The following is a 26,749-nucleotide window of genomic DNA, read 5'->3' as shown; positions in this document are numbered from 1 at the left end:
AACTACAAATGTTAGATAATAATCAATTATTACGTTTTACAACAGCAGGAAGTGTTGACGACGGGAAAAGTACATTAATAGGACGTTTATTATACGATTCTAAGTCTATTTTTGAAGATCAATTACAGGCTATTGAGAACACAAGTAAAAAGAAAGGCCATGAAGGTGTCGATTTAGCACTTTTTACAGACGGACTTAAAGACGAAAGAGAGCAAGGAATTACTATAGATGTTGCATACAGATACTTTACAACACCTAAACGTAAATTTATCATCGCAGATACACCAGGACATATTCAATATACACGAAATATGGTTACTGGAGCTTCAACAGCAAATGCAGCTATAATTCTTGTAGATGCCAGACATGGTGTTATTGAACAAACCAAAAGACATTCATTTATAGCGTCGTTGTTGCAAATCCCTCATGTTATCGTATGTATAAACAAAATGGATTTGGTAGATTATTCTGAAGATGCTTACAATAAAGTGATTCATCAGTTTGAAGAGTTTTCTTCCAAATTATTAGTACAAGACATTCGATTTATTCCAATTAGTGCACTTAATGGCGATAATGTAGTTAATCGCTCAAAAAACATGGATTGGTATCAAGGCGCTCCGCTATTGCACACCTTAGAAACGATGCATATTAGTAGTGATATTAATAAAGTTGATGCAAGATTTCCTGTTCAAACGGTATTAAGACCACAAAGTGAAAGCCATAGAGATTATAGAGGTTATGCTGGAAGAGTTGCTAGTGGAATTTTACGAGTAGGAGATGATGTTACTGTGATGCCTTCAGGTTTTACCTCAAAAATAAAATCGATAGATACACTAGACAAAAGCTTGTCAGAAGCGCATGCACCAATGTCTGTATCAATCACCTTAGAAGACGATATTGACATTAGTAGAGGTGATATGATAGTACGCTCAAACAACAAGCCCGAACCTATTCAGGATATCGAAGTCATGTTATGTTGGTTGCATAATAATCCAGCCAAACCAAGAGCAAAATATAGCATACGCCATACAAGTAATGAACAGAAGGCGATGATAAAAGAGGTTATTTATAAAATAAATATTGAAAGCTTAGATCGTAATACTGAAGATAAAGAGCTAACAATGAATGATATTTCCAAAGTAAAGATAAGAACAACCAAGCCGCTTATGGTTGATTCTTACAGAGAAAATAGAACTACCGGAAGTGTTATACTTATAGACGATGCAACTAACGAAACGGTTGCAGCAGGAATGATTGTTTAATCTTTATTTTGTGGTTTAAGGATGCTATTTAACTCTATAGATTTTGCAATATTTTTTCCTATTGTTTTTACTTTATACTGGGTAGTATCTAAAAACTTAACGTTGAGAAATAGCTTGATTTTAGTATCAAGTTATTTTTTTTATGGATGGTGGGACTGGCGTTTTCTAGGCTTAATTGCGATAAGTTCTTTAGTCGATTACATTGTTGGACAACAACTATATAAAACAGAAAATAAAAAGAAAAGAAAGGGGCTGCTTTTAGTAAGTCTGTTTGTCAATCTTGGATTTCTGGTTTACTTCAAATACACAAATTTCTTTATTGAATCCTTTGTAGAAGGATTTAAGTTATTTGGAAAAGACCTTGAAATATCAACGTTGAATATTATTCTTCCGGTAGGAATTAGTTTTTATACATTTCAGACACTGAGTTATACGATTGATATTTATAGAAACCAACTCAAACCAACAAAAAACTGGTTGTCTTTTTTCGCTTTCGTTTCGTTTTTTCCTCAGTTAGTTGCAGGACCAATTGAAAGAGCCTCACACTTATTGCCTCAATTTTATAAAACATATACATTCAACTATAAACAGATAAAGTCTGGTTTATTGCTAATGGCCTTTGGTCTGTTTAAGAAAATGGTCATTGCAGATCGGGCTGCTGTAGTTGTGAATCAAGTATACAATAACCCAGCAGACTATCAAGGGATAGAAGTTGTACTTGCAACAATTTTATTTGCCTTTCAAATCTATTGCGATTTTTCAGCATACTCAGATATAGCTATCGGAGCAGCCAGAACAATGGGGTTTGATTTGATGAAGAATTTCGACAGCCCTTATTTTTCAAGATCAATTACCGAGTTTTGGAGACGATGGCATATTTCATTATCGACTTGGTTTAGAGACTATGTTTACATTCCATTAGGCGGAAGCCGAAAGGGAAAGTATAGAACCTATGCTAATTTATTTATTGTGTTCTTAGTAAGTGGATTATGGCATGGTGCTGCACTAAATTTTATCATTTGGGGAGCTATTCATGGAGTAATTATTGTTCTTGAAAAAGCCACATACAAACTGAGAAAAAAAGTATTTGCTAAGCTTAATTTAGACAAAGACAATTTTTCAAATCAGTTATTCTTTTCTTTAATAACATTTTCTATAGTAGTTTTTGCCTGGATTTTCTTTAGAGCAGATACTTTTAAAACGGCTTCGACACTCATCAAGAATAGTTTTAATAATAACTTTACTGTAATATTTACAGATCGACTATACGATATGGGGCTAAGTCAAGGTAACCTTATCATCCTGTTAATTTTTATTTTATTATTATTGGTTTTTGAAGTCTATCACAATAGATTAAAAATAGTATCACTTTTAAATAAACAATCTATATTTTTTAGATGGAGTGTTTATGTCGTGATTTTTATGACAATAGTATTGTTCGGAATGTATGGTAACGAAGATAAATCTCAGTTCATATACTTTCAATTTTAAAAAAAAGAAATGCTAAAATTATATTCTAAAGCACTTATTTTTATCATTATCGCTATAGCTTTTATAGGCTTTATCGATAGATTTTGTGTGCAAGATGAACTGTTTCATCAAGCTTACAATAAGTTAAAAGATAAAGAAGTCGATTATGATTTTATCTATATGGGCAACTCCTTGTCCACTCGATCATTTGACACTCGTTCTTTTGATAGTATTTTGGGGACTAACAGTCTAAACATAGGAAGCTCGGCGCAACATTTTTCGATTACGAGAAGACTTTTTCTTGATTTTATCGACAATGAAGATTTACAACCAAATAAAGCATTAATTGTTGGTATTTCACCTTGGCAGTTTAAGGATTATGATACCGAACGTTTAAAGTTTTTACAAATGGCGGCTTTGGATGAAGTTAAATTCTCTGCCGATTACTTTAAAATTCTGAAGAAATTTTATTCGATCGAAGATTATCCTAAAGTACTAAGCCCGACTGTTAGATTTCATAATGAATTACCTGAAAACATTGAACAAACGCATAACAGATTAAAAGTTTTAAAGGCTGGAAAATCAAATGGATTCGAATTATTTGTATCAACAAAATTGAATCAGGAAAAACGAAATTTGAGAAAAAACCTAAAAGGTATGGCTGCTCAATATCCAACACAAATTGCTAATGCCAAAGCGTATAAATTGAGTCAGGAATATGAAAACTTAATTTTAGATATTGTTAATAAATGTTCAGAACTCAATCTGAAAGTGATTTTTGTAACGGCGCCATCAATTAACATGTTATATGAAAAAAATGACTTTGGGTTTTTCAAATACATTGAAAATTTATTGATGGCTCAAAATGTCACCTATGTGAATTTGAATACGTCATTTAACGAGTTAAACTTGGACTACGATGATTTTAGTGATTTGGTACATCTCAATAAATTTGGAATAAAAAAAGCAGGTCCAATGTTTTTAGACATCCTTACGAAGGAAACAAACATACCTGTTGTAATTAATACTGAAACTATAAAGCCTCAAATTGAAAAAGACTCGATTCCAATACCTGCTAAACCTGTACAATCCACTATTAGTTTAACACATTGGAATACAATAAGGGTGAATTTAGAACCGTCTGAATTTCAACATCAAAATCAAGAGGTTTATAAAGTCAGTAGGTCTGTTGCTGATCAAACCGCATATTTAATATCTAAAAGAGAAAGTCTAAAAGGCGAATTACATAAGGTAAGTTTAGTCGTCAAAAAAGGAGATAATAATAGTAATTTCGGACTAAGAATACAGGGGGTTTATCCTAATAGAGTCGATGCAGTATTCAATTTAGACAAAGGTATTGTTGATGGTGTTTCTAAAAATGGTGATTTTACTAATGAAAAGGCACAAATAGAATCGCTGGGAGACGGTTGGTTTAGATGTACTCTTTTTGGTAAAGTTCAGTCAAATAGTGTAAATGTAATTTGTGGTCCTACAGATAAATCATTAGAAGTTATTAGATGGGAAGCTCCAACACATACTAGTGGTAATATATATTTTGTGCCGAATACGTTAAGGTTTGAAAAAGTTAATTAATAATAAAATTATAATGAAAAAAATTATATTTATTTCAGTAGTAGCTATGTTGTGTTTTACATGCAATAATAGTCCAAAAGAGCAAGAGCAGGAGACTCAAAAAATCACTGAAGTCCAAGAAGAGAAAAAATCGTTTGTAATGACACTTCATTTTAAAACCAATAAGGATGATGTCTTTAAAATTATGATGAATAATATTGTTGTTGATGAATTACAAACAAAGAATATTCATATTACTGAAAAAGTTTCACCAAGCACAGGGTTTGATAGAATTACTGCTAAATTTGATCCTGATAATATTTCTCAAGAAGTTTTTATCAGTCTTGGAAATGCTGAATTTAAAGAAGTTCAAATTAAAAGTATCGATGTGTCTTATGGAGACAAAGCGATATCTGCATCCACTGGAGATGAATTAAATGACTATTTTGCTTTCAATAAGCACATTACCTTCGACGCGTTAACCAATACAATAAAAACAAACAAAGTAGATGGTACGCATACACCAACAATAATATTGAGAAGAAAGGTAATTAACTCATTTATTACCGAGTAAACTCTTTTTCCACATTTTTAAAACTTAATAATAACTATGAAATTAAAACAGATACTAGGTAAATTTGAACATGCTACGAGACTGTTATATATTAACTCAGTTACCTTAGCTAATGAGTCTGTTTTAGTTGTTGAATATCCTAAATCTGGTGGTACCTGGTTGGCACAACTTATATCGGGCTGTTTAAACTTACCTTTTCCGAGGAATAAATATCCAATACTAAAAAAGGCGGTATATCACAGCCATTATCAACCTAAATATTTGATTGATAAAAACAAATACATAGTTTGGCTTTTAAGAGATGGTCGGGATATTATGGTATCGTCTTATTTCCACCATTTGGTTTGGAATGATAAAAACAAAAAGGACCCTAAACTGGTTAATTATTATCGAAGTAAACTTAAGTTTGAAGATTATAGTGATATAGAAAATAACCTAGCTACATATATTGAATTTTTGTTTACAGACGAACCTTCTAAACTCATCTTTTTTAATTATCCTGGAAACTGGAAAGCCTATAATCAAAAATGGTTAGAGGCCTCTAAAAATCAGAAAAATGTGTATCTTATCAGATATGAAGACATGTTAAAAGATACATTTTCTGAAACGACCAAACTCATGCAATTTTTTAATGAAGATGATTTTGATACATCACATGTGCAAAGCATCGTCAATAAGTTTTCGTTTGAAAACCAAACCAAACGAAAGCCTGGAGAAGAAAACACGAATAGTTTTTTAAGAAAAGGAATCTCTGGTGATTGGAAAAATCATTTTAATGAAGACGCCAAAAATGTGTTTAAAAAACACGCAGGAGACATGCTAATTGAGCTGGGTTATGAAGATAGCCTAGACTGGTAAAAAAACGTTGTAAACCATCTATATGACCTCCATTAATAAGCTTTTAAATACATTAAAGGATTCTGTTGTTAAAAAGAGCCTTTATGTGTTAGTTTTAAGAGCATCAGGAGCAGTTTTACAAATTCTTGTATTGCTATTTATCACCAATAATGCCAGTGAAGAACTTGTTGGACAATACAATTATTTTAATTCTACAATCATTGTCTTAAGTGCACTTACATTATTAGGAATGAATAGTTCCTTTTTGCAATTTTCAGGAAAGTTAGACGCCTTAGGTGCCTTTGGTAAAATTGTATCGCTATACAAGAAAAAAATCAAGCTCTTATTGACCATGTATGTGGTGATTCTCACTTGCTTTTTAATAGCGTCTAAGCTTCTAAACATAGCTTATTTTCAAGATGAACAACTAACCTATGTTTTAACCAAAGTTTTTATCGCATTACTACCATTTGCAATCACTTTACTTAACCTGGAGGTATTACGAGCCTTAGACTTGCTTTATACGTCTGAAACACTTAGAAACATTGGTCGTTTTGGAGTGCTTTTGGTTTTGATTCTGGTATTAATTTACGTCCAAAGAATCGATTTATTATTTGATGCTTTCATACTCTCGTTTCTAATACTCTCTGTTTACTCTTCTATACTTATAGTGTTAAAAATGAAAAAAGTTGAGGTTTCAAAAGCGGCTTTAAATATTTCTTATAAGGAAATTTTAAAGGTGTCATTTCCCATGTCTTTCAGCTTAATTTCATTATTGATTATGCAGAGTTTTGACATTTATGTTCTAGAGAAATATTATACATTTACTACTGTTGCATATTATGGGATTGCTATTAAAATTTCAGCAGTTGTTGGCATTATACTCACATCAATTAATGCGACAATTGCTCCTCAAATATCCAAACTGTTTTTTGAAAACAACAAAAAGGATTTAAAAGGCGTTATTACCAAGGCAACCACTTTAAACGTATCTTTGTCAATACCTTTAATTATTGGGATTATTATATTTTCTGATTTGATTTTATCATTTTTTGGTGACAACTACGTATTGGCTAAACAAGCCTTGTATGTTATTTTGTTTGGTCAAATAATTAATACATTGTGCGGACCAGTAGGTTTGTATTTAAACATGACAGGAAGGCAAGTGTTTTTTCAGAGAGTGCTACTGGTTGCCCTCATATTAAACATAATTATGAACTTGGTATTAATCCCTAAATATGAAATGCTAGGAGCTGCTGTAAGTACCGCATTTTCGTTTACATTTTGGAATATTTTGGGTTTACTCTATGTGTTAAAAAAGGATAAAATTAATTTGTCTATATTTAAATTTAAGAAGGCCTAAAATTGAAAAAACAATAACTACCTAACATGAAATTAAGTAATATAATTATAGTCTTATACTTAGCTGTTAGTGCAATTTTGTTTACATCATTTTTTGTTAACTTATTTGTTTGGACTTCTTTTTTTATGACCTGGTTAATGTTAACCATCATATTCCTGTATCACCTCAAGATAGAAAAGGATTATTCGCCTTTTTTATCAGCGTATATCACATTTAATTTCTTGTTTTTCTTGCTTGCTCCCATGGTGCAAATCAAAGCATTTACAGACTCTGAAAACCTTTTTCCTAATTATTTTCCCTATTCGGAAGGCGCAGTGTTCTACACCAATGTTTTGATATTAATATCTCATATCATCTTTTTTTGGGCGTACTTATTTTTCAAAAAACGAAAACGAAAAACCATTAAAATAACAACGTATAAATCAAGTAAATACCTGCCACTAAACTTGATCATAATGTTAATAATAGGAATTACAACTCTGGTTATGAGTTTTGATTACCTCGTAACATTATTAACCGAGTCACATTGGAGAAGTACAAGACTCTATGAATTATCTGTGTCAAGTCAGTTAATACTGAAAAAGGTATTGTTTATGATGCCATTTGGTGCTCTAGTACTTGCTTATGCTTACCTCAAAACCAAGAGTAAAAAGAAATTAAACACCAATACAATAGTCATATTTTTTGTTCTGATATTGTTTTTAGCGCTACTCCTTTTTTTCAAAAACCCTCTAACAGAAAAGAGAAACGCCATTGGACCTATATATATAACGCTCTTATTTTTATTTACGCCTAAACTGCTAAATTCAAATATTAAGTCTTTTGTGTTTTTGTTTTTCTCTCTGGTCATATTATTTCCAATGATATCTGGTTTAACGCATTTAGATGCTTCAATAGACCAAATAATAGCCGATCCAGGTTTAATAGTTGAAAGATATAACCGGGAAAGCATTACTAAAACATTTAACACACTGCATTATGATGCTTTTGCAAATGTAATGGCTACTGTAGATTATACTGTAAAAAATGGGCTTTCGTATGGTTATCAAATACTAAGTGGCTTGCTGTTTTTTATTCCGAGAAGTTTGTGGACTTCCAAGCCCATTTCAACTGGTGAGTTAATTGGAGATTATGTCATCGAAGATTATGGCTTTGAATACAGTAACCTCTCTAACCCTATCGTTGCCGAGGGTTATATAAACTTTGGTGTTTTTGGAGTCATACTATTGAGTTTTTTTCTGGCTTATTTTGTAGTCAAGTTTCTGTATTGGCTCAAAGGAAATGATCCGTTAAAAAAAATTATGGCTTTTTATTTTGCTGTACACCTCATGTTCTTGCTACGAGGTGATTTTACCAACGGTTTTTCGTATTTCGTTGGAACACTAATAGGCGTATTAGTTGTTCCTAAAGCCATTGATTTAGTTCTTAAAATGTCCTTTAAAAAAAGTTCTAAATGATAAAAAGGCTCACAAAAGATAAACTGGTAAACTTTCACTTTTTTAGCATCTGTTTTTTAGGAGCCTCAATATTACTTCCTGAAAATTTAAGAAATATTTCTTTGTTTTTATTTGTAATACTTATAGTCATATTAGCGCTAAAAAAACCAGTATACAACGCTACATTAATAAAACCATTAGTTGCTAATACATCATTGTTTTTAATTTTAAGTTTATCACTATTATACTCAAGCGATTTAGATCTTGGATTAAAAAGGCTGATGGTAATTGCTTCTATGCCTGTGTTTTCAATAGGGTTTTATTTAATAAATAGTACTTATACTATTAACTATGATAATTTCTTAAAGAAGTTTTATCTTATTTTTTACATATCTACAGCCTTGTTTTTTGTTTGTGTGCTTATACAAAATATTTTCAATGACCATTTAAACGAATTCATTTTTAGAGACTATAGCGAACGTATAAATTCTAAATACGGAAAGTATTCGATGCATCCCATTTATGCCTCATTATACATTTCTATTTCACTACTTATAGCTACACAGATATCACATTATTTTAAATCAATTGCAAAACGTATTCTCTTTTATAGTTCAATACTTTTTTTAGTATTAATACTTGTCATGCTGGCGCGGAAAGGGATAATAGCAATTACAACTTTGCTTTTTGCAGTGTATTTCCTAAGAAAAAAGAATAAGAAAGTTATTTATACCTATGTATCAATATTAATAGTATTCTTAGCATTTTCATATTTTATTGAACCTATACGAAATAGATATATGGAGTTTATTAATGCCTTTTTTAATTCTGAAAATGGCACTCTGGGATCAACAAGTTACCGACTCAACATTTATAAATGTGCTTTAGCTAAAATCTACGACAACCCAATATTTGGTTGTGGTATTGGAGATACTAAAGGCGTGCTTTTAAGCTGCTATCAGGAAAAAAGCAACATATTTAATGGACTCTATTTTAATTCGCACAATCAGTTTCTAAGCGCTTGGTTAAGCTCAGGTATTCTAGGAGTATTAGCTTTGGGTTATATGATTGTTTATAATTTTAAACTAGCCATCAAAAGACGTAACTTTATTTATTTTTCTATTATAATTATATTCTTATCGGCATTAATGACAGAAAATATATTAGAAAGACAAAACGGAGCGTTACTCTTCTCTTTTTTTATTAATTTGCTCGCGTTTAAAAGCCTACAAGAAGCACCTCAAGAAGAGTAATGAAAAATGTATTAATTATTGGTCCAATTCCAGAGCCCACAACAGGAGTCTCTTTAGCTAACCAGGTTGTTGCTGATAACTTAGCCAAGTATGGTGACTATACTGTAGATACTATCAATACCTCTTATAATAAGTTTGATGAAAGTTTAGGTGCCTTCTCAATTTCAAAGCTTCTATTTTATCTCAAGTTAAATTTCTACGCGTATAAAATTTTTAAAGCAGACATCGTATATATAACACCTGGTCAAACCTTTTTTGGTGTAGTGAAATACACCTTATTCATACTCTTGTCGAAACTATTAGGAAAGGAGTTAGTAACCCATATTCATGGAAACTATGTAGGCAAAGAATACAGTCAGCTTAAAGGAATAAAAAAGCGCATATTTAAAATGCTGTTGAGCAAAACAACGAAAGGTATAGTTTTATCTGAAACGTTAACAGGGAACATGTCGCCATTTATTGAAAATAAAAGCATTTATGTATTGTATAATTTTGTTGAAGACTATGTATTTCCTTCACCAGAACAGGCAAAAGAAAAACTTCAATCTTTTACAAAACCCAAACTTGTCTTTTTAAGTAATCTCATGGAAGAAAAAGGCATATTTGCTTTGCTTGAAGCGCTTCAAATATTAGAAGCAGAAGGCTTTGAATACGAGGCGAAAATCGCAGGTAATATTGATGAGACCAATAAAAGTAAAGCTTTGGGCTATTTCGATAGTTTAAAGCATACGACATATTGTGGCGTGGTTCGCGGACAAGAGAAAAAAGACTTGTTATATTGGTCCAACACCTTCATTCTTCCAACGTGGTACGCTATGGAAGGTCAGCCAATTTCAATACTAGAGGCAATGGCTACAGCCAATGTTGTTTTAACAACAAATCACGCAGGCATACCAGATATATTTAAAGAATCTATCAATGGGTTCTATGTTGAAAAAGAAAGCCCGATAAGTATTGCAAATGCGATTAAAGATATTGCGGCAAATCAGCAAAAAGCAAGTGTGATTCAAGGTAATAACTATAAAGAAGCTAAAGAAAAATACCGAGTAAAAAGCTTTATTGAAAATGCAGTTAGTATATTTAAGGCCTAATTTAGCACATGAGTAATTCAGTACAAGACTTAAATTTATACAAAACACCTAAAGGATTTAGGGGTAAATCTGCAATTACCGTACAGTTGTGGTGGATAGTTCAGGGTACTTTATTTGCAATGTCGCCTCAATTTTTATACGGTTGGAGACGTTTCCTAGCAAAACTTTTTGGTGCTAAAATTGGTAAAAATGTCATTTTAAGACCTAGCGTTAAAATGACATATCCCTGGAAAATAACGATTGGTGAGAATAGTTGGATTGGTGATGATGTCGTATTGTATTCTTTGGGAGACATTGAAATAGGGAAAAACACAGTGATTTCTCAAAGAGGATATGTGTGTACTGGTTCGCATGATTATAAAAGTGAGCGTTTTGATATTTATGCTGAAAAAATAAAAATAGGAGACCAATGTTGGCTGGCAACAGATGTTTTTGTTGCTCCCGGAATTTCTGTAGGAGATGGTGTTGTTGTAGGAGCCCGAAGTTCTGTAATTGATGATTTAGAACCATTTTCAGTTTACGTAGGATCTCCAGCAAAATTTTTAAAGAAAAGATAACTTGAGTAAAACTAATATTACAATTGTTGGTGTCAACTATTACCCAGAAGATAGTGCGATTGGATTATATACAACTCAACAAGCAGAATATTTACAGTCTAAAGGCTACAACGTTTCTATAATTACTGGCTTTCCTTACTATCCTCAATGGCAAATAAGATCAGATTACAAAGATAAAACCAGATGGTATAAGGAAGTTATCAATAATGTAACGGTATACAGGTATAAGCAATATGTACCTTCTAATCCTACCTTTTCAAAGCGAATTATTCATTTACTTAGCTTTACCTTCGGAAATATTATAAACCTTTTTAAGGTAGACAAGCCCAACTATGTCATCTGTATTGTTCCTTTTACCTCATCAATTCTCCTGGGATGGCTTTTAAAACTTAGATACCGATCTAAACTATGGATTCATATTCAGGATTTTGAATTTGATGCTGCTATTGATTCCGGACTTCTAAGCAGCAATAAATCCTTTTTCATAACATGTATTCTTTGGGTAGAAAAGTTTTTATTAAAGCGCGCTGACACCATTAGTACTATTAGCAACGGAATGCTTAATAAACTAAATAAAAAGGTTAAAAACGCCAACACATATTACCTTACAAATTGGTTAGACACCTCAAAGTTTCGAGTAAAAACAATTCAAAAGCACGATTATCTTAAGTCAGATAATTTTAAAATTTTATACTCAGGAAACATTGGAGCCAAACAAGACTGGGATTTTTTCTTCGCGGTTTTAGAAGGGCTCAAAACCTCAACGGGAATTGAAGTTATTGTTGTTGGTGAAGGTGCAGAAAAAACTAAAGTCGTTCAAAAAATACAACAGTATGACTTCGTTAAACACTTCAATTTAGTGCCATATGAAGAGCTTCCGTCACTATTATCAAGTGCAGACGTTCATGTCTTATTTCAAAAAAGTGATGTTATTGATACTGTAATGCCTTCGAAGTTGCTAGGTATGATGGCGAGTTCAAAACCATCTATAGTGACCGGAAATAAAGCTTCTGAAGTAGCTACAGTCTATCAAAAATCACAAGGCGGTTACTATTTCAGTGATAACTCTGTAGATAGTGTTATAGATTGTATTAATGAACTAAAAAATAACAAAGAACTCTGTACTCAGTTAGGTGCAAATGCTGAGCAATTTGTTGTTAAAAATTATTCTAAAGAAAACATCCTAGACAACTTTATTTTAGAGTTAGAAAAGTAAAGGATTTTTTTAAATGAATTATTATATTCTACCGTCTTAATTTTTCTATTTTTGTTTATAAATATCATAATTAATGAAGATCTCAGTAATAGGCACTGGTTATGTAGGCTTAGTCACAGGAACATGTTTAGCAGAAACCGGAAATGAAGTACTTTGTATAGATATAGATCAAAGTAAAGTGGAACAAATGCAAAATGGTGTTGTTCCAATTTATGAACCTCACTTAGATATATTATTTGAACGAAATATTAAGGCAAACAGACTTAAATTTTCAACCTCTTTAAACGAAGGGTTAGACCATGGTGACATCATCTTTCTAGCACTGCCAACACCCGAAGACGAAGATGGTTCGGCAGATTTGTCTTATGTGCTTGGAGTAGCTAAAAACATAGGAAAAGCCATACAAAATTATAAGGTTATTGTAGATAAAAGTACAGTACCTGTTGGAACATCTGATAAGGTTAGAGAAGTAATTTCTAAAGAAACTGATGTCGAATTTGATGTTGTTTCAAACCCTGAATTTCTTAGAGAAGGGTTTGCTGTAGACGATTTTTTAAAACCTGAACGAATTGTTATTGGTTCTAGCTCAGAGAAAGCTACAGCTTTAATGAAAAAACTCTATAAGCCTTTTGTTCGCTCAGGAAATCCAATTATTGTAATGGACGAGCGTTCTGCCGAACTTACAAAGTATGCGGCAAATTCATTTCTGGCGACCAAAATTACATTTATGAATGAAATCGCAAACTTTTGTGAAAAAGTAGGAGCCGATGTTGATAAAGTAAGAGTAGGAATGGGAACCGATTCCCGAATTGGAAAACGTTTCTTGTTTCCAGGTATTGGTTATGGAGGTTCATGCTTTCCTAAAGACGTAAAAGCTCTGTTTAAATCTGGTCAAGACAATGATTACGAGTTTAATATTTTGAAATCAGTTATCGAGGTTAATGACACGCAAAAAAAGATACTTATTCCCAGAATTGATGCGTATTTTAATCATGATTTAAAAGGAAAAACTTTTGGAATCTGGGGACTTGCCTTTAAGCCTGAAACCGATGATATTAGAGAGGCACCATCGGCATATATCATAGAAGCTTTGTTAAAAAAAGGAGCAGCCTTAAAAGTGTTTGATCCTGAGGCAATGCAAAACATTGAAAAAAAGTTTGGAGATACGCTAACTTATGCCAAAAACATGTACGATACAACCAAAGATATTGATGCTTTGATTATATGTACAGAATGGAGTATATTTAGAACACCAGATTTTGATAAATTGAAATCAAACATGAAAAACCCAGTAATTTTTGACGGACGTAATTTATACGATTTAGAAGATGTTAAAAATGAAGGGTTTTACTATTCATCAATAGGAAGAAATACCACTAATTCATGAAAAATGTATTAATAACAGGAGCAGCTGGTTTTTTAGGCTCTCACTTATGTGATCGTTTTATTAAAGAAGGGTATTATGTTATTGGAATGGATAACTATATCACTGGAGACAAACGAAACTTAGAACATTTACAGTCTCATGCCAATTTTGAATGCATCGAGCATGATGTCACCAAACATATTTCTATTGATAAACATCTGGATTATATATTACATTTTGCATCACCTGCTAGTCCGATAGATTACTTAAAAATACCAATTCAAACCTTAAAAGTTGGTTCCTTAGGAACACATAATCTTTTAGGTCTGGCTAAAGCTAAAAAAGCCAGATTATTAATTGCATCGACCTCTGAAGTTTATGGAGATCCACTAGTTCATCCGCAAACCGAAGATTACTACGGAAATGTTAATACTATAGGCCCAAGAGGCGTTTACGATGAAGCTAAGCGTTTTCAGGAATCTATTACCATGGCTTACCATCGATTTCATGGATTGGAAACTCGAATTGTTAGAATTTTTAATACCTATGGCCCTAGAATGCGATTAAATGACGGACGAGTAATTCCTGCATTTATGGGACAAGCATTGAGAGGCGAAGATTTAACCGTTTTTGGTGATGGTTCGCAAACACGCTCATTTTGTTATGTAGATGATCAGGTTGAAGGTATTTATAGATTGCTTCTAAGTGATTACGCTTATCCTGTAAATATTGGAAATCCAAATGAGATTTCAATACGTGATTTTGCTGAAGAAATTATCAAACTTACGAATACATCTCAAAAAGTAATTTATAAAGATTTACCTGTAGATGACCCAATGCAGCGACAACCCGATATCTCATTAGCAAAAAAGATATTAAATTGGGAACCGAAAATAAATAGAGAAGAGGGCATGAAGACTACCTTTGAATATTTTAAAGGCTTGTCTCAAGAAGATTTATTTAAAAGAGAACATAGAGATTTCTCAAAACACATTAAAGCGTAAATTGAGTTTATTTAAACAAGGACGATATTCAGGATATTTAAGGCCAATTTCATACTTAATAGATTTAAGTATCATAAATGGTTTGGCTATTCTGTATTTTTTTAAAAATATAGATCCCGTTGTGTTTGTCGTTTTTTCTTCAATAGCATGGGTAACATTATCTGTTTACTCTAAATTCTATGAAGTGTACAGATACACAAGAGAGGTTAAAATTTTCTCTTTGATACTATCTCAGATGGTATTGTTTACACTTGTTATGTTTGCTTTTTCTGGCTATTATCACAACTTAGATATTTACCCTCTAACTATATTTAAGTATATCTTATTTGTGTTTTTAGGCATCGCATTTTTTAAATTCACAGTGTATTATTTGTTGCAGAAATACCGCGTGTCTTTTGGCGGAAACTTTAGACGCACTGTAATCTTTGGCGCTAATAAAAAAACCCACGCCTTAGAGAATTTTTTTAACAAAAACCCTGAGTATGGCTATGTGCACCTGAAAACATTTAGCTTTAAAGATAAAAAAGAAACCAAACTTCAGGATTACTTTGATTATATCATTGAAGAGGATATCGATGAAATCTATTGCTCTATAAGTGAACTCTCCAATCAGCAAATAAGTGACATAGCAGACTTCGCTGATAATAACCTTAAAATATTAAAATTCTTACCGGATAATAAAGACATCTATTCAAAAAAATTAAAGTACGAGTACTACGATTATATTCCAATATTATCGTTGAGGAATATTCCTCTTGAAGATTCTTTTAATATGGTAATTAAAAGGTTTTTTGATATTGTATTTTCGAGTTTGGTCATTATTTTCATATTGTCTTGGTTAACACCTATAATTGCAATTTTGATAAAGTTGGAATCCAAAGGCCCAATATTTTTTAAGCAATCCAGAAATGGCTTTAATTATAAAGAATTTGACTGCTACAAGTTCAGGTCGATGACCCCAAACAAAAACGCTCATCTTTATCAGGCAACCAGAGGAGATCAGCGAATTACCAAAATTGGTAAATTTATTAGGAAAACGAGTATTGACGAATTACCACAGTTTTTTAATGTACTGTTTGGCGATATGTCTGTCGTAGGACCTCGTCCTCATATGGTAAGTCATACCAATATGTACGCTAAAAAAATAGACAAGTTTATGGTAAGACATTTTGTTAAACCAGGTATTACCGGACTTGCTCAAATAAGTGGTTTTAGAGGAGAAGTAGAAACAGATAAAGACATTATTGGGCGCGTAAAGTATGATATTTTCTATATAGAAAACTGGTCTTTACTATTAGATTTAAAAATCATAACACAAACCTTTACCAATGCCATCAAAGGCGAAGACAAAGCTTATTAAATTAACTGTTTGAAACGATTCATTTGCGCTTTAAAACTAAAGTTTGAGACTGCTTCCTTCTGAATCATTTTTTTGCGTTCTTCCGAAATATGTTCCGCCTTAATGGTTGAAATAACAGTGTTTAAATGCTCGTAATTTCCTGCTTCAGCAATCCAGCCTAAGTGATGTTTTGCAATAATAGTTTCACCTTCACCACCACCAAAATAAAGCATTGGCAAACCTAAGTGCGCATATTCAAAAATCTTTGAAGGTACACTTCCGTAAATCCTGTTTAATAAAGGAATAATCGCGACATCATAAGCCATTAAAACCTGGTGTAACGCTTCTCTTGTCACGCGACCGTGAAAAAAGATGGGCAATTCTGGATGTTGCGAAATAAAGGCTTCAATTTTGTTCTGCTCAGCACCTGAGCCATAAATATGGAATTCTAGACCAGAATAATCCAATTCATTACAAAGTTTGTAAATACCTTGAGCTATTCCTAAAAGTCCGGCATAAACAATTTTAAGTGTTCCACTTTCAGAATGATGTTCTATTATAGGAGCTTTAAATTCTGGAAAATTACGATACAAAAATGTAGTCTTGTCTGGATATAATGAGGTTACATGAGTCAATATTTCTTCGCTTTGCCCTAAAATAATGCTAGCCTTTTTATAATTAAAGCGCTCTATTTTTTCTAATAATTTATAACTAAAATTCTTTTTTAATGCACCAAGTTCAAAACCTGCTATTGGCCAGAGGTCACTTACATTTAAAATAAGGTTTCTGTTTTTCTTACGTAAAAATAGCATTGAGGTAAAAGCAACCAACAAGGGAGGTGACTGTATAATTACCGTTTTAGGAATCTTATGCCACATAAAAAACCAAATCAAACTAAAGCTATAAGATAACATTGCTATTAAACGCAATAATTTATTTTTTGAATTACTGGCATAAACCCAAAGCCGATTAACCGTAATGCCGTTTTCTTGAGATTGATGCGTAAATTTTCCTTTGTAGTCATCAAATATTTTCCCTGTAGGATAATTAGGCAAAGGTGTTAAAACAGTAACATTACAATTGGCGTTATGTAACCCCTCAGCTAATTGAAATATCCTATTAGAGGCAGCTCCAATTTCCGGAGGGAAATAACTCGTAATAATTAAAACAGTTTTATTCATCGTTCATCTGTAACATAAGAGGTGAATTGCTTGAGTTTTCCACTTTTAGAACGTTTTAAATGGTCTTGTTTTTCAAAAGAAATCGTTAGTCCGCTTTCAAGATACGTTTCCATTTCTTTAGTAATTGCTTTAATTTTTTCTTCGGAAAGTGGGTCGTTACAGACATATATAATCTTAAAATGATGCTTATCTAATTGCTCGATAACAAATTCTTTAACCTTACCATCATCTTCAATAATACTTTTTGTGATATAGTAAAAGGTCAATCCAGCAGCCCGTTTTCCGCTAGGTAAAACGGCAATATCATTAGTTCGTCCAACTAATTTTTCTAATAGAGGAGTTCTAAGCGTACTTTGTTTTGAAAGGATGGCAATATCGCCAATATCATACCTTATAAACGGATGAGCTTTGTTATAAAGTGATGTGATGACAACACGACCTTCTTCTCCATAAGGAAGCGGGTTATCATCTTTATCTAAAATTTCAACAAATAGAGTTTCACTATTGACCTGCCAATCATTATCGGGATTTTGAAATGCAATCAAATCCAATTCTGAAGCGCCATATTCGTTAATTACGGGAACTCCAAAAGAGCTTTCCATGAGCAATTTATCATTATGAAATAACATTTCCGAAGTCACCACACATGCTTTTAATGTTGGACAAATTGTTTTTAAATTTAATTGTTTTCGGTTTAAAAATTTAGCAAACTGAACAATAGGACTGGTGTAACCATTGATATAATCAAAAGCAGTTGATTTAAATTTGTTGAGGTGCTTTTCGAATGCAGCATCACTTAAATCAAATACCGAAAATCGGTAACGCTTAGTTAAACTGTCTTTTAAACGCTCTTTGTAATAGCCTTTTTTATCTAAAGGAATGCCATAAAACCGAGCTTGTTTAGAGGTGTTAAAATCTAAACCATACCAGCCAAAACGATTTTGAATAACAGCCCAGGTTAATGCATGACAGTATTTGTCTTTTGCAAAAATAAAAGGATCACCTGATGAACCTGATGTTTTGTTGACGTAAACGTTTTTAGAAATAAAGCCTTTAGTTAAGCGATCATTTAAGGGTAATTGTAAATCCCGTTTGGTCATGACTGGGATTGTATTCCAATCGTTATAACTAGAAGTTTTAACTAAAGATTTATAATACGGATTATGCTCTATATGGTATTGAAAAATAGCTTGCCTTTTGTCATGTATATGAGCATCATAATCTCTATCATTTTTTTCTTGAATTGCAGCTAATTCTTCTCTTGCCTTTTCTAGAGGAAAGCCATTAAGTCGTAATGAAAAATTAAAAATGTTCAAAAAAAGCGAGTGTTTGTATTTATTGTAAAGTAAAGAAAAAAAAGTCTTGTTGCGAAGTTAACTTAAAAGCTAAAAACGATTATTTTTACGCAAACAAATTAAAACCATGACTATTTTAATTCTTGGCTCTGGCGGAAGAGAGCATACATTTGCTTGGAAAACAGCTCAAAGTCCATTGTGTAAAAAGCTTTTTGTAGCTCCAGGTAACTCTGGTACTGCAGCAATTGCAACTAATGTAAATATTAGCGTAACCGATTTTGAAGCTATCAAGGCTTTAGTGTTAAAGGAAAATATAGATATGGTTGTTGTTGGGCCAGAAGATCCTTTGGTTCAAGGTATTCACGATGCATTTTTAAACGACGACCAATTAAAACACGTTGATGTTATTGGTCCGCAAAAAGCTGCTGCTGAGCTTGAAGGCAGTAAAGAATTTGCTAAAGAATTTTTATTTAGGCATCATATTCCAACAGCAGCGTACCAAAGTTTTGACGCTACAACAGTAAACGAAGGCTATGCTTTTCTAGAGACTTTAAATCCGCCGTATGTATTGAAGGCCGATGGTTTAGCCGCTGGTAAAGGGGTTTTAATTCTTAACGACTTAGATGAAGCGAAAGCTGAATTAAAACACATGTTGGTTGATGCTAAATTTGGAGACGCAAGTTCTAAAGTTGTTATTGAAGAGTTCCTGGATGGTATTGAATTAAGTTGTTTTGTATTAACCGATGGAAAACACTACAAAATTTTGCCAACAGCAAAAGATTACAAACGTATAGGAGAAGGCGACACAGGACTAAATACTGGTGGTATGGGAGCAGTATCTCCAGTGCCTTTTGCTACAGATACGTTTTTAAATAAAATAGAAGAACGCATCGTAAAGCCGACAATAAACGGATTGCAAAAAGATAATTTACCCTACAAAGGTTTTGTGTTTATTGGTTTAATAAAAGTAGGAGACGACCCTAAAGTGATAGAATATAATGTGAGAATGGGAGACCCGGAAACAGAGGTTGTGCTACCACGACTAAAAACCGATTTGGTTAAAATCTTTAAGGCTATTGCCGATGAGCGTTTAAACGAAATTGATATTGAAATTGATGAACGCGCGGCAACTACTGTAATGTTAGTCTCTGGAGGATATCCAGAAGCTTATGAAAAAGGAAAGGAAATAACAGGTTTGCAACACATTGAAGACTCCATACCGTTTCATGCTGGTGCAAGTTTAAAGGATGGTAAAATTATAACCTCTGGCGGACGTGTTATGGCTATAACTTCTTATGGAGATACATATCAAGAGGCCATAAAAAAATCTTATCAAAATATAGCTAAACTACATTTTGATAAGATGAATTATCGAAAAGATATTGGTTTCGATTTATAGGTAAGAATGAGAAGATATCGTTTTATCTTCCTCATTATTATCATTATATTTTTTAAGCTGAAGCATCCAATATACAAAGGCTACCATACCAACAATGATAAAAAGCCAAGACATAAAATTAGCCGACCACCAATTTTCAAGTTCTAGGGCTCTTAGAGCATCAAAAGGTGCGAATAGTACATTAACGAATAAATCTTGTATTGCGTAAAAAAAGTCTTTCATTATAAGATGTTTTTTAGAACCTCATTGCGAGCTTCAAGGGTATAATCATATATTTACAGTGCAAAATTACATATTTTTTTCATTTTAAAATAGTAAAGAGACAAAACCATAACAATGATTTCAAATTTTTTTAGCAAATCAAAACCGATTCATTACATAGTGGTAAGCATAATACTGCTTGTGGTTTTTGTATTGTCTAAATTAAACACCTTCTCAGAAGGGATTGATATCTATTTAATTTCGAAGCAAACAGGGTTGTTTTTAGTGTGTTTGTTTTCAGTATTTGTCTTTGATTTTCTTGTGACACGAAATAGCCTAACTAAAAAGAACAGTTACAATATTGTACTTTATGTACTGTTCTTTGCAATGCTACCTCAGGCTATTTTAAACTCTGAAATCATATTTGCGAATCTCTTTGTTTTATTAGCATTAAGACGTTTAATAAGTCTTAGAACTCAAAAAGACATAAAGAAAAAACTTTTTGACGCCTCTTTTTGGATTGCTGTGGCGACATTATTCTATTTTTGGTCGTGGGTGTTTTTTGCACTTATTTTTATAGCATTATTAACTTACGGAATTACTGATATTAAAAACTATATCATTCCACTCATTGGTATTGCCACAGTAGGAGTTATCACTATATGCTATCTTATCATTTTCAATGTTGATATATTAGACTTTGCTCATAGTTTATTTGACTATAGCTTAGATTACACAACATTAAACTCTAAACAGGTTATTGTAGCCTCAACCTTATTATTATCTTTTGGGCTTTGGGCTTTATTCTATTATATTAAAAATATAAAGTCGCAAATGAAATCCTACAGACCTTCATTTAAATTGATTATAATCACTGCAGTTCTGGCTTTGTTAATAGTTGTGTTTGCACCATCAAAAAACGGAAGTGAATTCATTTTCTTATTTGCTCCACTGTCAATAATTATGACAAATTACCTCGAAGTGATTTCAGAAAACTGGTTTAAAGAAACGTTACTTTGGACTATCATTCTTACGCCTATAGCGCTATTAATGTTGTAGTTTTTTTCCAAATGCTAAATCTCCTGCATCACCTAAACCGGGAATGATATATCCTTTATCACTCAATGTTTGATCTATAGCTGCAATCCATAAATGTGTATCTTTTCCGAAGTGATTATTCACAAAATTCACACCATCCTGAGCACCAATCACACTCACCAGATGAATATTTTTAGGAGTTCCAAAGGGCTTAAGCGCTTCAAAAGTAGCAACCATAGATTGGCCACTGGCCAACATAGGATCGGCAAGTATGAGTGTTTTTCCTTCAAGACTCGGACAGGCTAAATACTCGACAATAATTTCAAATGTTTCAGGATTGTGCTTATGATGCCTATAGGCCGAAATAAAAGCATTTTCAGCATCATCAAAATAATTAAGTAAACCACTATGAAGTGGTACGCCTGCTCTTAAAATCGAACAGAGCACAATCTCATCAGTATATAACTGTGTATTACTTTTTCCTAAAGGTGTCGTAATGGTTTTTGGTTTATAATCTAATGTTTTACTCATTTCATAGCATAAAACTTCTCCAATCCGCTCTATGTTCCTCCTAAAACGCATTCGGTCTGTTTGAATTTGAGCATCTCTTATTTCAGAAATAAAAGAATTTAAAATAGAATTTTCTTGAGCTAGATGATGTATATGCATGTTTCGTAGTCACTTTTAAGGGAGATAAAGTTAATAATTACTTCTATATTTGCACTTTAAAATTAGAGATTATGTTTTCAGAAAGCGCAAATAAAATATTTCAGGATGTTATTGAAAAATATCACATCATTAATACTGTAGATCAACCCTTTACAAATGCATACGATAAAACCTCAAATTTGTTAGAGCATTTATTGTATCGTAAATGCTGGATAGATACTGTTCAATGGCATTATGAAGATATCATTAGAGACCCACAAATCGACCCAGTTGCGGCTCTAAAACTTAAGCGCCAAATTGATGCTTCTAATCAGGACAGAACCGATATGGTTGAGTATATTGATAGTTATTTTCTTGAAAAATATAAGAATGTAACACCTAAAGCAGATGCTACGATTAATACCGAAAGTCCTGCATGGGGAATTGATAGATTATCCATTTTAGCACTTAAAATATATCATATGAATGAAGAAGCAACACGTGAAGATGCTTCTGATGCTCACAAAGAAGCTTGCCAAAAAAAGCTTGATATTTTATTAGAGCAACGTGTCGATCTATCTACAGCGATTGATACGCTTTTAGATGATATTAGTAAAGGTGATAAATACATGAAAGTGTATAAGCAAATGAAAATGTATAATGACGACGAGTTAAATCCTGTACTACGCTCACAGAAGTAAGAACGCCTAATCCTGAACTTGTTTCAGGATCTCATCTGATTTGTTGAGATGCCAAAACCTAAACACATTCTAGTAATTCGTCTCTCCGCAATGGGAGATGTCGCTATGACTGTGCCAGTATTAAGAGCATTGACGTCTCAATATCCTGAAGTACAACTAACAGTACTAACCAAACCTTTTTTTAAACCTTTTTTTAGGGACATTCCTAATGTTCAGGTTTTTGAAGCCAAAATCAACAGTGCACACAAAGGTGTTTTTGGACTTTGGAAATTATCCCGAGAACTTAAAGCATTGCGTTTTGATGCCATTGCAGATTTGCATAATGTCTTACGTAGCAATATTTTAAAATTCTTTTGCTTCGGAAAACAAGTCGTACAAATAGACAAAGGACGACAGGATAAAAAAGCTTTAGTTGATGGAAGCGCATTTAAACAACTTAAAACAACGCACCAACGCTATGCTGATGTCTTTGAAAAATTAGGCTATAACATCGATTTAAAAACACCTGTTTTTCCAGAGAAATCAAATCTGGAACCAACTGTACATACTCGTATTGGGACAGATTCAAAACTATGGATTGGTATTGCACCTTTTGCAGCTTTTGAAGGAAAGATGTATCCTTTAGATTTAATGGAAAGGGTTATTGAAACACTCTCAAAAACGTATAAGGTTATTTTATTTGGAGCAGGAGATAAAGAGGCACAAACACTTGAAGAGTTTGCAAACCAATATGACAATGTTGTTAATTTAGCAGGTCAGTTTACCTTAAAAGAAGAACTGGATGTTATTTCAAACCTTGACTTAATGCTGGCTATGGATTCAGGTAATGCGCATTTAGCTGCCATGTTAGGCGTTAAAGTCCTTACCATTTGGGGAGTGACACACCCTTATGCTGGTTTTTTGCCATTTAATCACACTATGGCATCTGCACTTCTTGCAGACAGAACACAATTTCCAAAAATACCAACATCAGTATATGGTAATGCACTTCCAGAAGGATATCAAAATGCCATGCGAACTATTACTACAGAGCAAATTATAGATAAAATAACAGAGCTGCTAAAATAAAAAAGCCTCATTCCAGAAGAATGAGGCAAGATTTAGAATTTTTTAGATAATCCCTAATGATTAAATTCTAATCTGGAACGAATTTATTTTGATTAAAATTGCCTATCAAGAATTTGTAAGAATATATTCGTGTTTTTCGATAAAATGCTGATTATTACGATTAAAGACAATATTTTCGGACAAAATGTAATTAAACATCATCATAATCAACAACCAATGTGGATGTTGTTGGATGTGCTTGACAGGTTAAAATTAAGCCTTCAGCTAATTCACCATCGGTTAAAATATTATTTTGTCTCATGGTTGCTTTTCCTTCAGTAACTCTTGCAATGCAACTACTACAAATACCTCCCTGACAAGAGTAAGGCGCATCGATATCTTCATCTAAAGCTGCTTCTAAAACCGTTTGCTTATGAGACATCTCAAATACAGATGTTTCATCATCTAACAAAACTGTTACTTTGGTTCTACCATCAGCAATTGTATTACTTTCTATTTCAGTAGGTTTCGCTGCTTTAAATAATTCAAAATGAATACGATTTTCATCGATATCATGTTCAGTTAAAACATCCTTTACAGTATGAATCATACCTTCAGGTCCACAAAGATAATAAGCATCAACCTCGACGTGCTTATATTTGTTCTTCATCACATAATTAACAGTACTTTTTTCAACACGACCAAATATGGCATCGTCTTCATCTTCTTGGCTAAACACAAACTGAATAGAAAAGCGAGAACTGTATTGATGTTGAAGTTCGAGAAGCTCATTTAAAAACATAGTGTCTTTGGTGGTTTTATTTCCATAAACCAAAATGATTTTACTATGAATTTCCTCTTCAAGCGCACATTTTATGATACTCAATACTGGCGTAATTCCACTACCAGCAGCAAAAGCAGCAATGTTTTTTGTTTTAGAATCATTGGGCTCAAATACAAACCGACCCTTGGGTGGAGCGACCTCTAAAATGTCTCCAACCTGCAATGTGTTATTGGCATAAGAGGAAAAGGTACCATCTTCAACTTCTTTAACAGCCACCTTTAAATTACCACTTTTTGGAGAGGTGCATAATGAATAATCTCGTCTTATTTCGTTACCATTAATTGTAGTTTTTAAAGTAATATATTGCCCTGCTTTAAATTGAAACGTAGCTTTTAGTGCTTCAGGAACATCAAAACCAATGGATACTGATTTTTCTGTTTCTTGCGTTATTGAGTTTATTGCGAGCTTATGAAATTGTGACATAGAGTTATTTTTTTGTAAAAATAAGAAATCGTTCTAGGATTTATATTTAAGTTGTAACAAAATGAAGTTAAATTCTACTAACAGTTCATATCAAAAGAAATCATAATTTTAGAATAATCAAACCAGATACTAACAAGCAACCACAAAACATGAGACTAAAACATTTCTTAAACCTCGAATGGAAGCAGTTTTTTCGCTCGGCAAGTTTTAATAAAAGTATAGGGCTTAAAATTTTAATGATCTTTTTCGCACTCTACTTTATGGTATCGTTTTTAGCAATGGGACTTGCGTTATATCCAGGGTTAAAAAAAGCATTCCCAGATAAAGATCCTTTTCTTATCGTAAACGGATTCATGTTTTTTTACATTCTAGGCGATATGTTAATGCGTTTCTTTTTACAGAAGTTACCTGTAATGTCAGTAAAGCCACTACTAACATTGCCCGTTAAACGCAACAAAGTAGTTCATTATGTTTTACGAAAGTCAGGCTTTTCATTTTTTAATTTCTTACCACTATTTGCGTTTGTGCCATTTAGTATCATGTTACTCTTTAATGGCTATCCTAAACTTTCAGTATTGTTCTGGTTTTTAGGTATTATCGTTGTAACTCTTATCATCAATTTCTTAAACTTTATTATTGAAAGTTTTTCTTCGGAAAGAGAACTGTCTTACCTTCCAATTATCGTATTTGCCGGAAGTTTATTTGCTTTAAACCATTTTAATATTGTGTCGTTTACAAATTTAGTATCCAATGCGTTTATGGGCATATATAATAATCCGATTTACATTGTAATTCCGATAGCTATCTTAATAGGATTGTATATCATCAATTTTAAAATGCTTAAATCTAAACTGTATCTGGATAGTTCGTTAAAGAGCAAGGTTAGCGAAGTTAATGCCTCTTCAATGGAGTGGACAAAGCGCTTTGGAGATATTGCACCTTTTATGCAGTTAGACTTAAAATTAATCTGGCGAAATAAAAGACCGCGCTCATCTATGTTTTTATTAATATTAGGACTATTATATGGCTTGGTATTTTATCCAAACCCTCAGTTTGCCGATTCGCCTATGATTTTTGGGTTTGTTGGAATCTTTGTTACTGGGATTTTCTTAATCAACTTTGGGCAGTTTATTCCGGCTTGGGATAGTGGATACTATAAAATGCTTATGAGCCAGAACATCAAGTATGAACAGTACTTAAAATCTAAGTATACACTTATGATTTTGAGTGTAATTATCATGTTTGTTTTAAGTATACCTTATGTGTATTTTGGATGGAAAATCTTGGCAGCACACTTTGCCGCAGCAATTTATAATATTGGTGTAAATAGCTATGTCATCATGTATGGAGGCTCTTTTAACCGCAAGAAAATCGATTTAAATCAAAGAGCCGCATTTAATTATCAGGGAACAGGAGCTGTACAATGGATTATCGGGATTCCTCTAATGTTATTGCCTGCAGCAATATTTGGAATAACAGCGTACTTCATAAGTTTTGAAATAGGATTACTTGCCCTGGCGCTTTTAGGTATAACAGGGATATTACTACACCAAAAACTTATAAAATTTATCACACAGAAATATTTAGATTCAAAGTATAAAATGATTGACGCCTTTAGTCAAGATAGCTAAT

Annotated in this window: 24 protein-coding genes; 19 read left to right on the top strand and 5 right to left on the bottom strand. The window is 32.7% G+C overall.

What is annotated here, in order from left to right:
* The first annotated feature begins 8 nt into the window (after positions 1–8).
* From cysN to H7350_RS03385, 14 genes are all read left to right on the top strand, one after another.
* Complete coding sequence (gene cysN / locus H7350_RS03450) at positions 9–1,262, top strand: sulfate adenylyltransferase subunit CysN (RefSeq protein WP_204344472.1); 1,254 nt, start codon at positions 9–11, stop codon at positions 1,260–1,262.
* Positions 1,263–1,376: 114 nt separating this feature from the next.
* On the top strand, positions 1,377–2,753 hold the full coding sequence (locus H7350_RS03445) for an MBOAT family O-acyltransferase (protein ID WP_338105755.1): 1,377 nt from the start codon (positions 1,377–1,379) through the stop codon (positions 2,751–2,753).
* Positions 2,754–2,762: 9 nt separating this feature from the next.
* On the top strand, positions 2,763–4,325 hold the full coding sequence (locus H7350_RS03440) for a phage head spike fiber domain-containing protein (RefSeq protein WP_204344470.1): 1,563 nt from the start codon (positions 2,763–2,765) through the stop codon (positions 4,323–4,325).
* Between the two features lie 13 nt (positions 4,326–4,338).
* Positions 4,339–4,878 carry a hypothetical protein gene (locus H7350_RS03435; RefSeq protein ID WP_204344469.1) on the top strand — a complete coding sequence of 180 codons (540 nt, stop codon included), beginning with the start codon at positions 4,339–4,341 and terminating at the stop codon, positions 4,876–4,878.
* Between the two features lie 36 nt (positions 4,879–4,914).
* Positions 4,915–5,736: a sulfotransferase domain-containing protein gene (locus tag H7350_RS03430; RefSeq protein ID WP_204344468.1), complete on the top strand. Its 822-nt coding sequence runs from the start codon at positions 4,915–4,917 to the stop codon at positions 5,734–5,736.
* A 22-nt stretch (positions 5,737–5,758) separates the two neighbouring features.
* Positions 5,759–7,078, top strand: a complete 1,320-nt coding sequence (locus tag H7350_RS03425; protein WP_204344467.1) for an MATE family efflux transporter — start codon at positions 5,759–5,761, stop codon at positions 7,076–7,078.
* A gap of 137 nt (positions 7,079–7,215) precedes the next feature.
* Positions 7,216–8,535: an O-antigen polymerase gene (locus tag H7350_RS03420; protein WP_204344466.1), complete on the top strand. Its 1,320-nt coding sequence runs from the start codon at positions 7,216–7,218 to the stop codon at positions 8,533–8,535.
* Complete coding sequence (locus tag H7350_RS03415) at positions 8,532–9,767, top strand: O-antigen ligase family protein (protein WP_204344465.1); 1,236 nt, start codon at positions 8,532–8,534, stop codon at positions 9,765–9,767. The genes H7350_RS03420 and H7350_RS03415 overlap by 4 nt, the downstream gene beginning before the upstream one ends.
* Positions 9,767–10,858: a glycosyltransferase family 4 protein gene (locus H7350_RS03410; RefSeq protein ID WP_204344464.1), complete on the top strand. Its 1,092-nt coding sequence runs from the start codon at positions 9,767–9,769 to the stop codon at positions 10,856–10,858. The genes H7350_RS03415 and H7350_RS03410 overlap by 1 nt, the downstream gene beginning before the upstream one ends.
* A gap of 8 nt (positions 10,859–10,866) precedes the next feature.
* The gene (locus H7350_RS03405) at positions 10,867–11,415 is read left to right on the top strand and encodes a putative colanic acid biosynthesis acetyltransferase (RefSeq protein WP_204344463.1); all 549 of its coding nucleotides are present in this window, start codon (positions 10,867–10,869) and stop codon (positions 11,413–11,415) included.
* A gap of 1 nt (position 11,416) precedes the next feature.
* Positions 11,417–12,631 (top strand): WcaI family glycosyltransferase, encoded by a 1,215-nt coding sequence (locus H7350_RS03400; protein WP_204344462.1) that lies wholly within the window; start codon positions 11,417–11,419, stop codon positions 12,629–12,631.
* A 73-nt stretch (positions 12,632–12,704) separates the two neighbouring features.
* Positions 12,705–14,018 carry a UDP-glucose dehydrogenase family protein gene (locus H7350_RS03395; protein ID WP_204344461.1) on the top strand — a complete coding sequence of 438 codons (1,314 nt, stop codon included), beginning with the start codon at positions 12,705–12,707 and terminating at the stop codon, positions 14,016–14,018.
* Entirely contained in the window at positions 14,015–15,001 is a 987-nt protein-coding gene (locus H7350_RS03390) for a UDP-glucuronic acid decarboxylase family protein (protein WP_204344460.1), read from the top strand. The genes H7350_RS03395 and H7350_RS03390 overlap by 4 nt, the downstream gene beginning before the upstream one ends.
* 1 nt (position 15,002) lies before the next feature.
* Positions 15,003–16,361, top strand: coding sequence for an undecaprenyl-phosphate glucose phosphotransferase (locus H7350_RS03385; protein WP_204344459.1), 1,359 nt, complete (start codon positions 15,003–15,005; stop codon positions 16,359–16,361).
* On the opposite strand, the gene H7350_RS03380 is transcribed toward H7350_RS03385, so the two are convergent.
* Together H7350_RS03380 and H7350_RS03375 are read right to left on the bottom strand one after the other, a co-directional pair.
* Positions 16,358–17,521: a glycosyltransferase family 4 protein gene (locus tag H7350_RS03380; protein WP_204344458.1), complete on the bottom strand. Its 1,164-nt coding sequence runs from the start codon at positions 17,519–17,521 to the stop codon at positions 16,358–16,360. The genes H7350_RS03385 and H7350_RS03380 overlap by 4 nt on opposite strands.
* A complete protein-coding gene (locus H7350_RS03375) occupies positions 17,518–18,837 on the bottom strand; it encodes a phenylacetate--CoA ligase family protein (protein WP_204344457.1) in 1,320 nt (439 codons plus the stop codon). Before H7350_RS03375 ends, H7350_RS03380 begins: the two co-directional genes overlap by 4 nt.
* 106 nt (positions 18,838–18,943) lie before the next feature.
* On the opposite strand from H7350_RS03375, the gene purD reads away from it, so the two are divergent.
* Entirely contained in the window at positions 18,944–20,215 is a 1,272-nt protein-coding gene (gene purD, locus H7350_RS03370; protein ID WP_204344456.1) for a phosphoribosylamine--glycine ligase, read from the top strand.
* Here the strand turns inward: purD and H7350_RS03365 are convergent.
* Positions 20,210–20,437 carry a DUF6341 family protein gene (locus tag H7350_RS03365; protein ID WP_204344455.1) on the bottom strand — a complete coding sequence of 76 codons (228 nt, stop codon included), beginning with the start codon at positions 20,435–20,437 and terminating at the stop codon, positions 20,210–20,212. The two genes, purD and H7350_RS03365, sit on opposite strands and share 6 nt — an antisense overlap.
* Positions 20,438–20,551: 114 nt before the next feature.
* Here H7350_RS03365 and H7350_RS03360 point away from each other — a divergent pair, with 114 nt between their 5' ends.
* Positions 20,552–21,475 (top strand): DUF6427 family protein, encoded by a 924-nt coding sequence (locus H7350_RS03360; protein WP_204344454.1) that lies wholly within the window; start codon positions 20,552–20,554, stop codon positions 21,473–21,475.
* On the opposite strand, the gene upp is transcribed toward H7350_RS03360, so the two are convergent.
* Positions 21,464–22,123 carry a uracil phosphoribosyltransferase gene (upp, locus tag H7350_RS03355; protein ID WP_204344453.1) on the bottom strand — a complete coding sequence of 220 codons (660 nt, stop codon included), beginning with the start codon at positions 22,121–22,123 and terminating at the stop codon, positions 21,464–21,466. The two genes, H7350_RS03360 and upp, sit on opposite strands and share 12 nt — an antisense overlap.
* Before the next feature lie 71 nt (positions 22,124–22,194).
* Here upp and H7350_RS03350 point away from each other — a divergent pair, with 71 nt between their 5' ends.
* Positions 22,195–22,803 carry a DUF4254 domain-containing protein gene (locus tag H7350_RS03350; RefSeq protein ID WP_204344452.1) on the top strand — a complete coding sequence of 203 codons (609 nt, stop codon included), beginning with the start codon at positions 22,195–22,197 and terminating at the stop codon, positions 22,801–22,803.
* A gap of 48 nt (positions 22,804–22,851) precedes the next feature.
* Entirely contained in the window at positions 22,852–23,871 is a 1,020-nt protein-coding gene (locus H7350_RS03345; RefSeq protein WP_235989247.1) for a glycosyltransferase family 9 protein, read from the top strand.
* A gap of 190 nt (positions 23,872–24,061) precedes the next feature.
* Here the strand turns inward: H7350_RS03345 and H7350_RS03340 are convergent, their stop codons facing one another.
* Entirely contained in the window at positions 24,062–25,117 is a 1,056-nt protein-coding gene (locus H7350_RS03340; RefSeq protein ID WP_204344451.1) for a ferredoxin--NADP reductase, read from the bottom strand.
* A gap of 149 nt (positions 25,118–25,266) precedes the next feature.
* Here H7350_RS03340 and H7350_RS03335 point away from each other — a divergent pair, with 149 nt between their 5' ends.
* Positions 25,267–26,748, top strand: a complete 1,482-nt coding sequence (locus H7350_RS03335) for a DUF5687 family protein (protein ID WP_204344450.1) — start codon at positions 25,267–25,269, stop codon at positions 26,746–26,748.
* The last annotated feature ends 1 nt before the right edge of the window (position 26,749 follow it).

The organism is Psychroserpens algicola (genome assembly GCF_014526325.1).
Taxonomy (GTDB): Bacteria; Bacteroidota; Bacteroidia; order Flavobacteriales; family Flavobacteriaceae; genus Psychroserpens; species Psychroserpens algicola.
The sequence above is the reverse complement of the archived record's forward strand: the minus strand, read 5'-3'. Positions and strand labels throughout refer to the sequence as shown.

Excerpts from the sequence above, each read along its gene's own strand:
- cysN (WP_204344472.1), top strand. The coding sequence starts at position 9 with ATGTTAGATAATAATCAATTATTACGTTTTACAACAGCAGGAAGTGTT.
- H7350_RS03440 (WP_204344470.1), top strand. The coding sequence starts at position 2,763 with ATGCTAAAATTATATTCTAAAGCACTTATTTTTATCATTATCGCTATA.
- H7350_RS03435 (WP_204344469.1), top strand. The coding sequence starts at position 4,339 with ATGAAAAAAATTATATTTATTTCAGTAGTAGCTATGTTGTGTTTTACA.
- H7350_RS03430 (WP_204344468.1), top strand. The coding sequence starts at position 4,915 with ATGAAATTAAAACAGATACTAGGTAAATTTGAACATGCTACGAGACTG.
- H7350_RS03425 (WP_204344467.1), top strand. The coding sequence starts at position 5,759 with ATGACCTCCATTAATAAGCTTTTAAATACATTAAAGGATTCTGTTGTT.
- H7350_RS03420 (WP_204344466.1), top strand. The coding sequence starts at position 7,216 with ATGTTAACCATCATATTCCTGTATCACCTCAAGATAGAAAAGGATTAT.
- H7350_RS03415 (WP_204344465.1), top strand. The coding sequence starts at position 8,532 with ATGATAAAAAGGCTCACAAAAGATAAACTGGTAAACTTTCACTTTTTT.
- H7350_RS03410 (WP_204344464.1), top strand. The coding sequence starts at position 9,767 with ATGAAAAATGTATTAATTATTGGTCCAATTCCAGAGCCCACAACAGGA.
- H7350_RS03405 (WP_204344463.1), top strand. The coding sequence starts at position 10,867 with ATGAGTAATTCAGTACAAGACTTAAATTTATACAAAACACCTAAAGGA.
- H7350_RS03395 (WP_204344461.1), top strand. The coding sequence starts at position 12,705 with ATGAAGATCTCAGTAATAGGCACTGGTTATGTAGGCTTAGTCACAGGA.
- H7350_RS03390 (WP_204344460.1), top strand. The coding sequence starts at position 14,015 with ATGAAAAATGTATTAATAACAGGAGCAGCTGGTTTTTTAGGCTCTCAC.
- H7350_RS03380 (WP_204344458.1), bottom strand. The coding sequence starts at position 17,521 with ATGAATAAAACTGTTTTAATTATTACGAGTTATTTCCCTCCGGAAATT.
- purD (WP_204344456.1), top strand. The coding sequence starts at position 18,944 with ATGACTATTTTAATTCTTGGCTCTGGCGGAAGAGAGCATACATTTGCT.
- H7350_RS03365 (WP_204344455.1), bottom strand. The coding sequence starts at position 20,437 with ATGAAAGACTTTTTTTACGCAATACAAGATTTATTCGTTAATGTACTA.
- H7350_RS03360 (WP_204344454.1), top strand. The coding sequence starts at position 20,552 with ATGATTTCAAATTTTTTTAGCAAATCAAAACCGATTCATTACATAGTG.
- upp (WP_204344453.1), bottom strand. The coding sequence starts at position 22,123 with ATGCATATACATCATCTAGCTCAAGAAAATTCTATTTTAAATTCTTTT.
- H7350_RS03350 (WP_204344452.1), top strand. The coding sequence starts at position 22,195 with ATGTTTTCAGAAAGCGCAAATAAAATATTTCAGGATGTTATTGAAAAA.
- H7350_RS03345 (WP_235989247.1), top strand. The coding sequence starts at position 22,852 with ATGCCAAAACCTAAACACATTCTAGTAATTCGTCTCTCCGCAATGGGA.
- H7350_RS03340 (WP_204344451.1), bottom strand. The coding sequence starts at position 25,117 with ATGTCACAATTTCATAAGCTCGCAATAAACTCAATAACGCAAGAAACA.
- H7350_RS03335 (WP_204344450.1), top strand. The coding sequence starts at position 25,267 with ATGAGACTAAAACATTTCTTAAACCTCGAATGGAAGCAGTTTTTTCGC.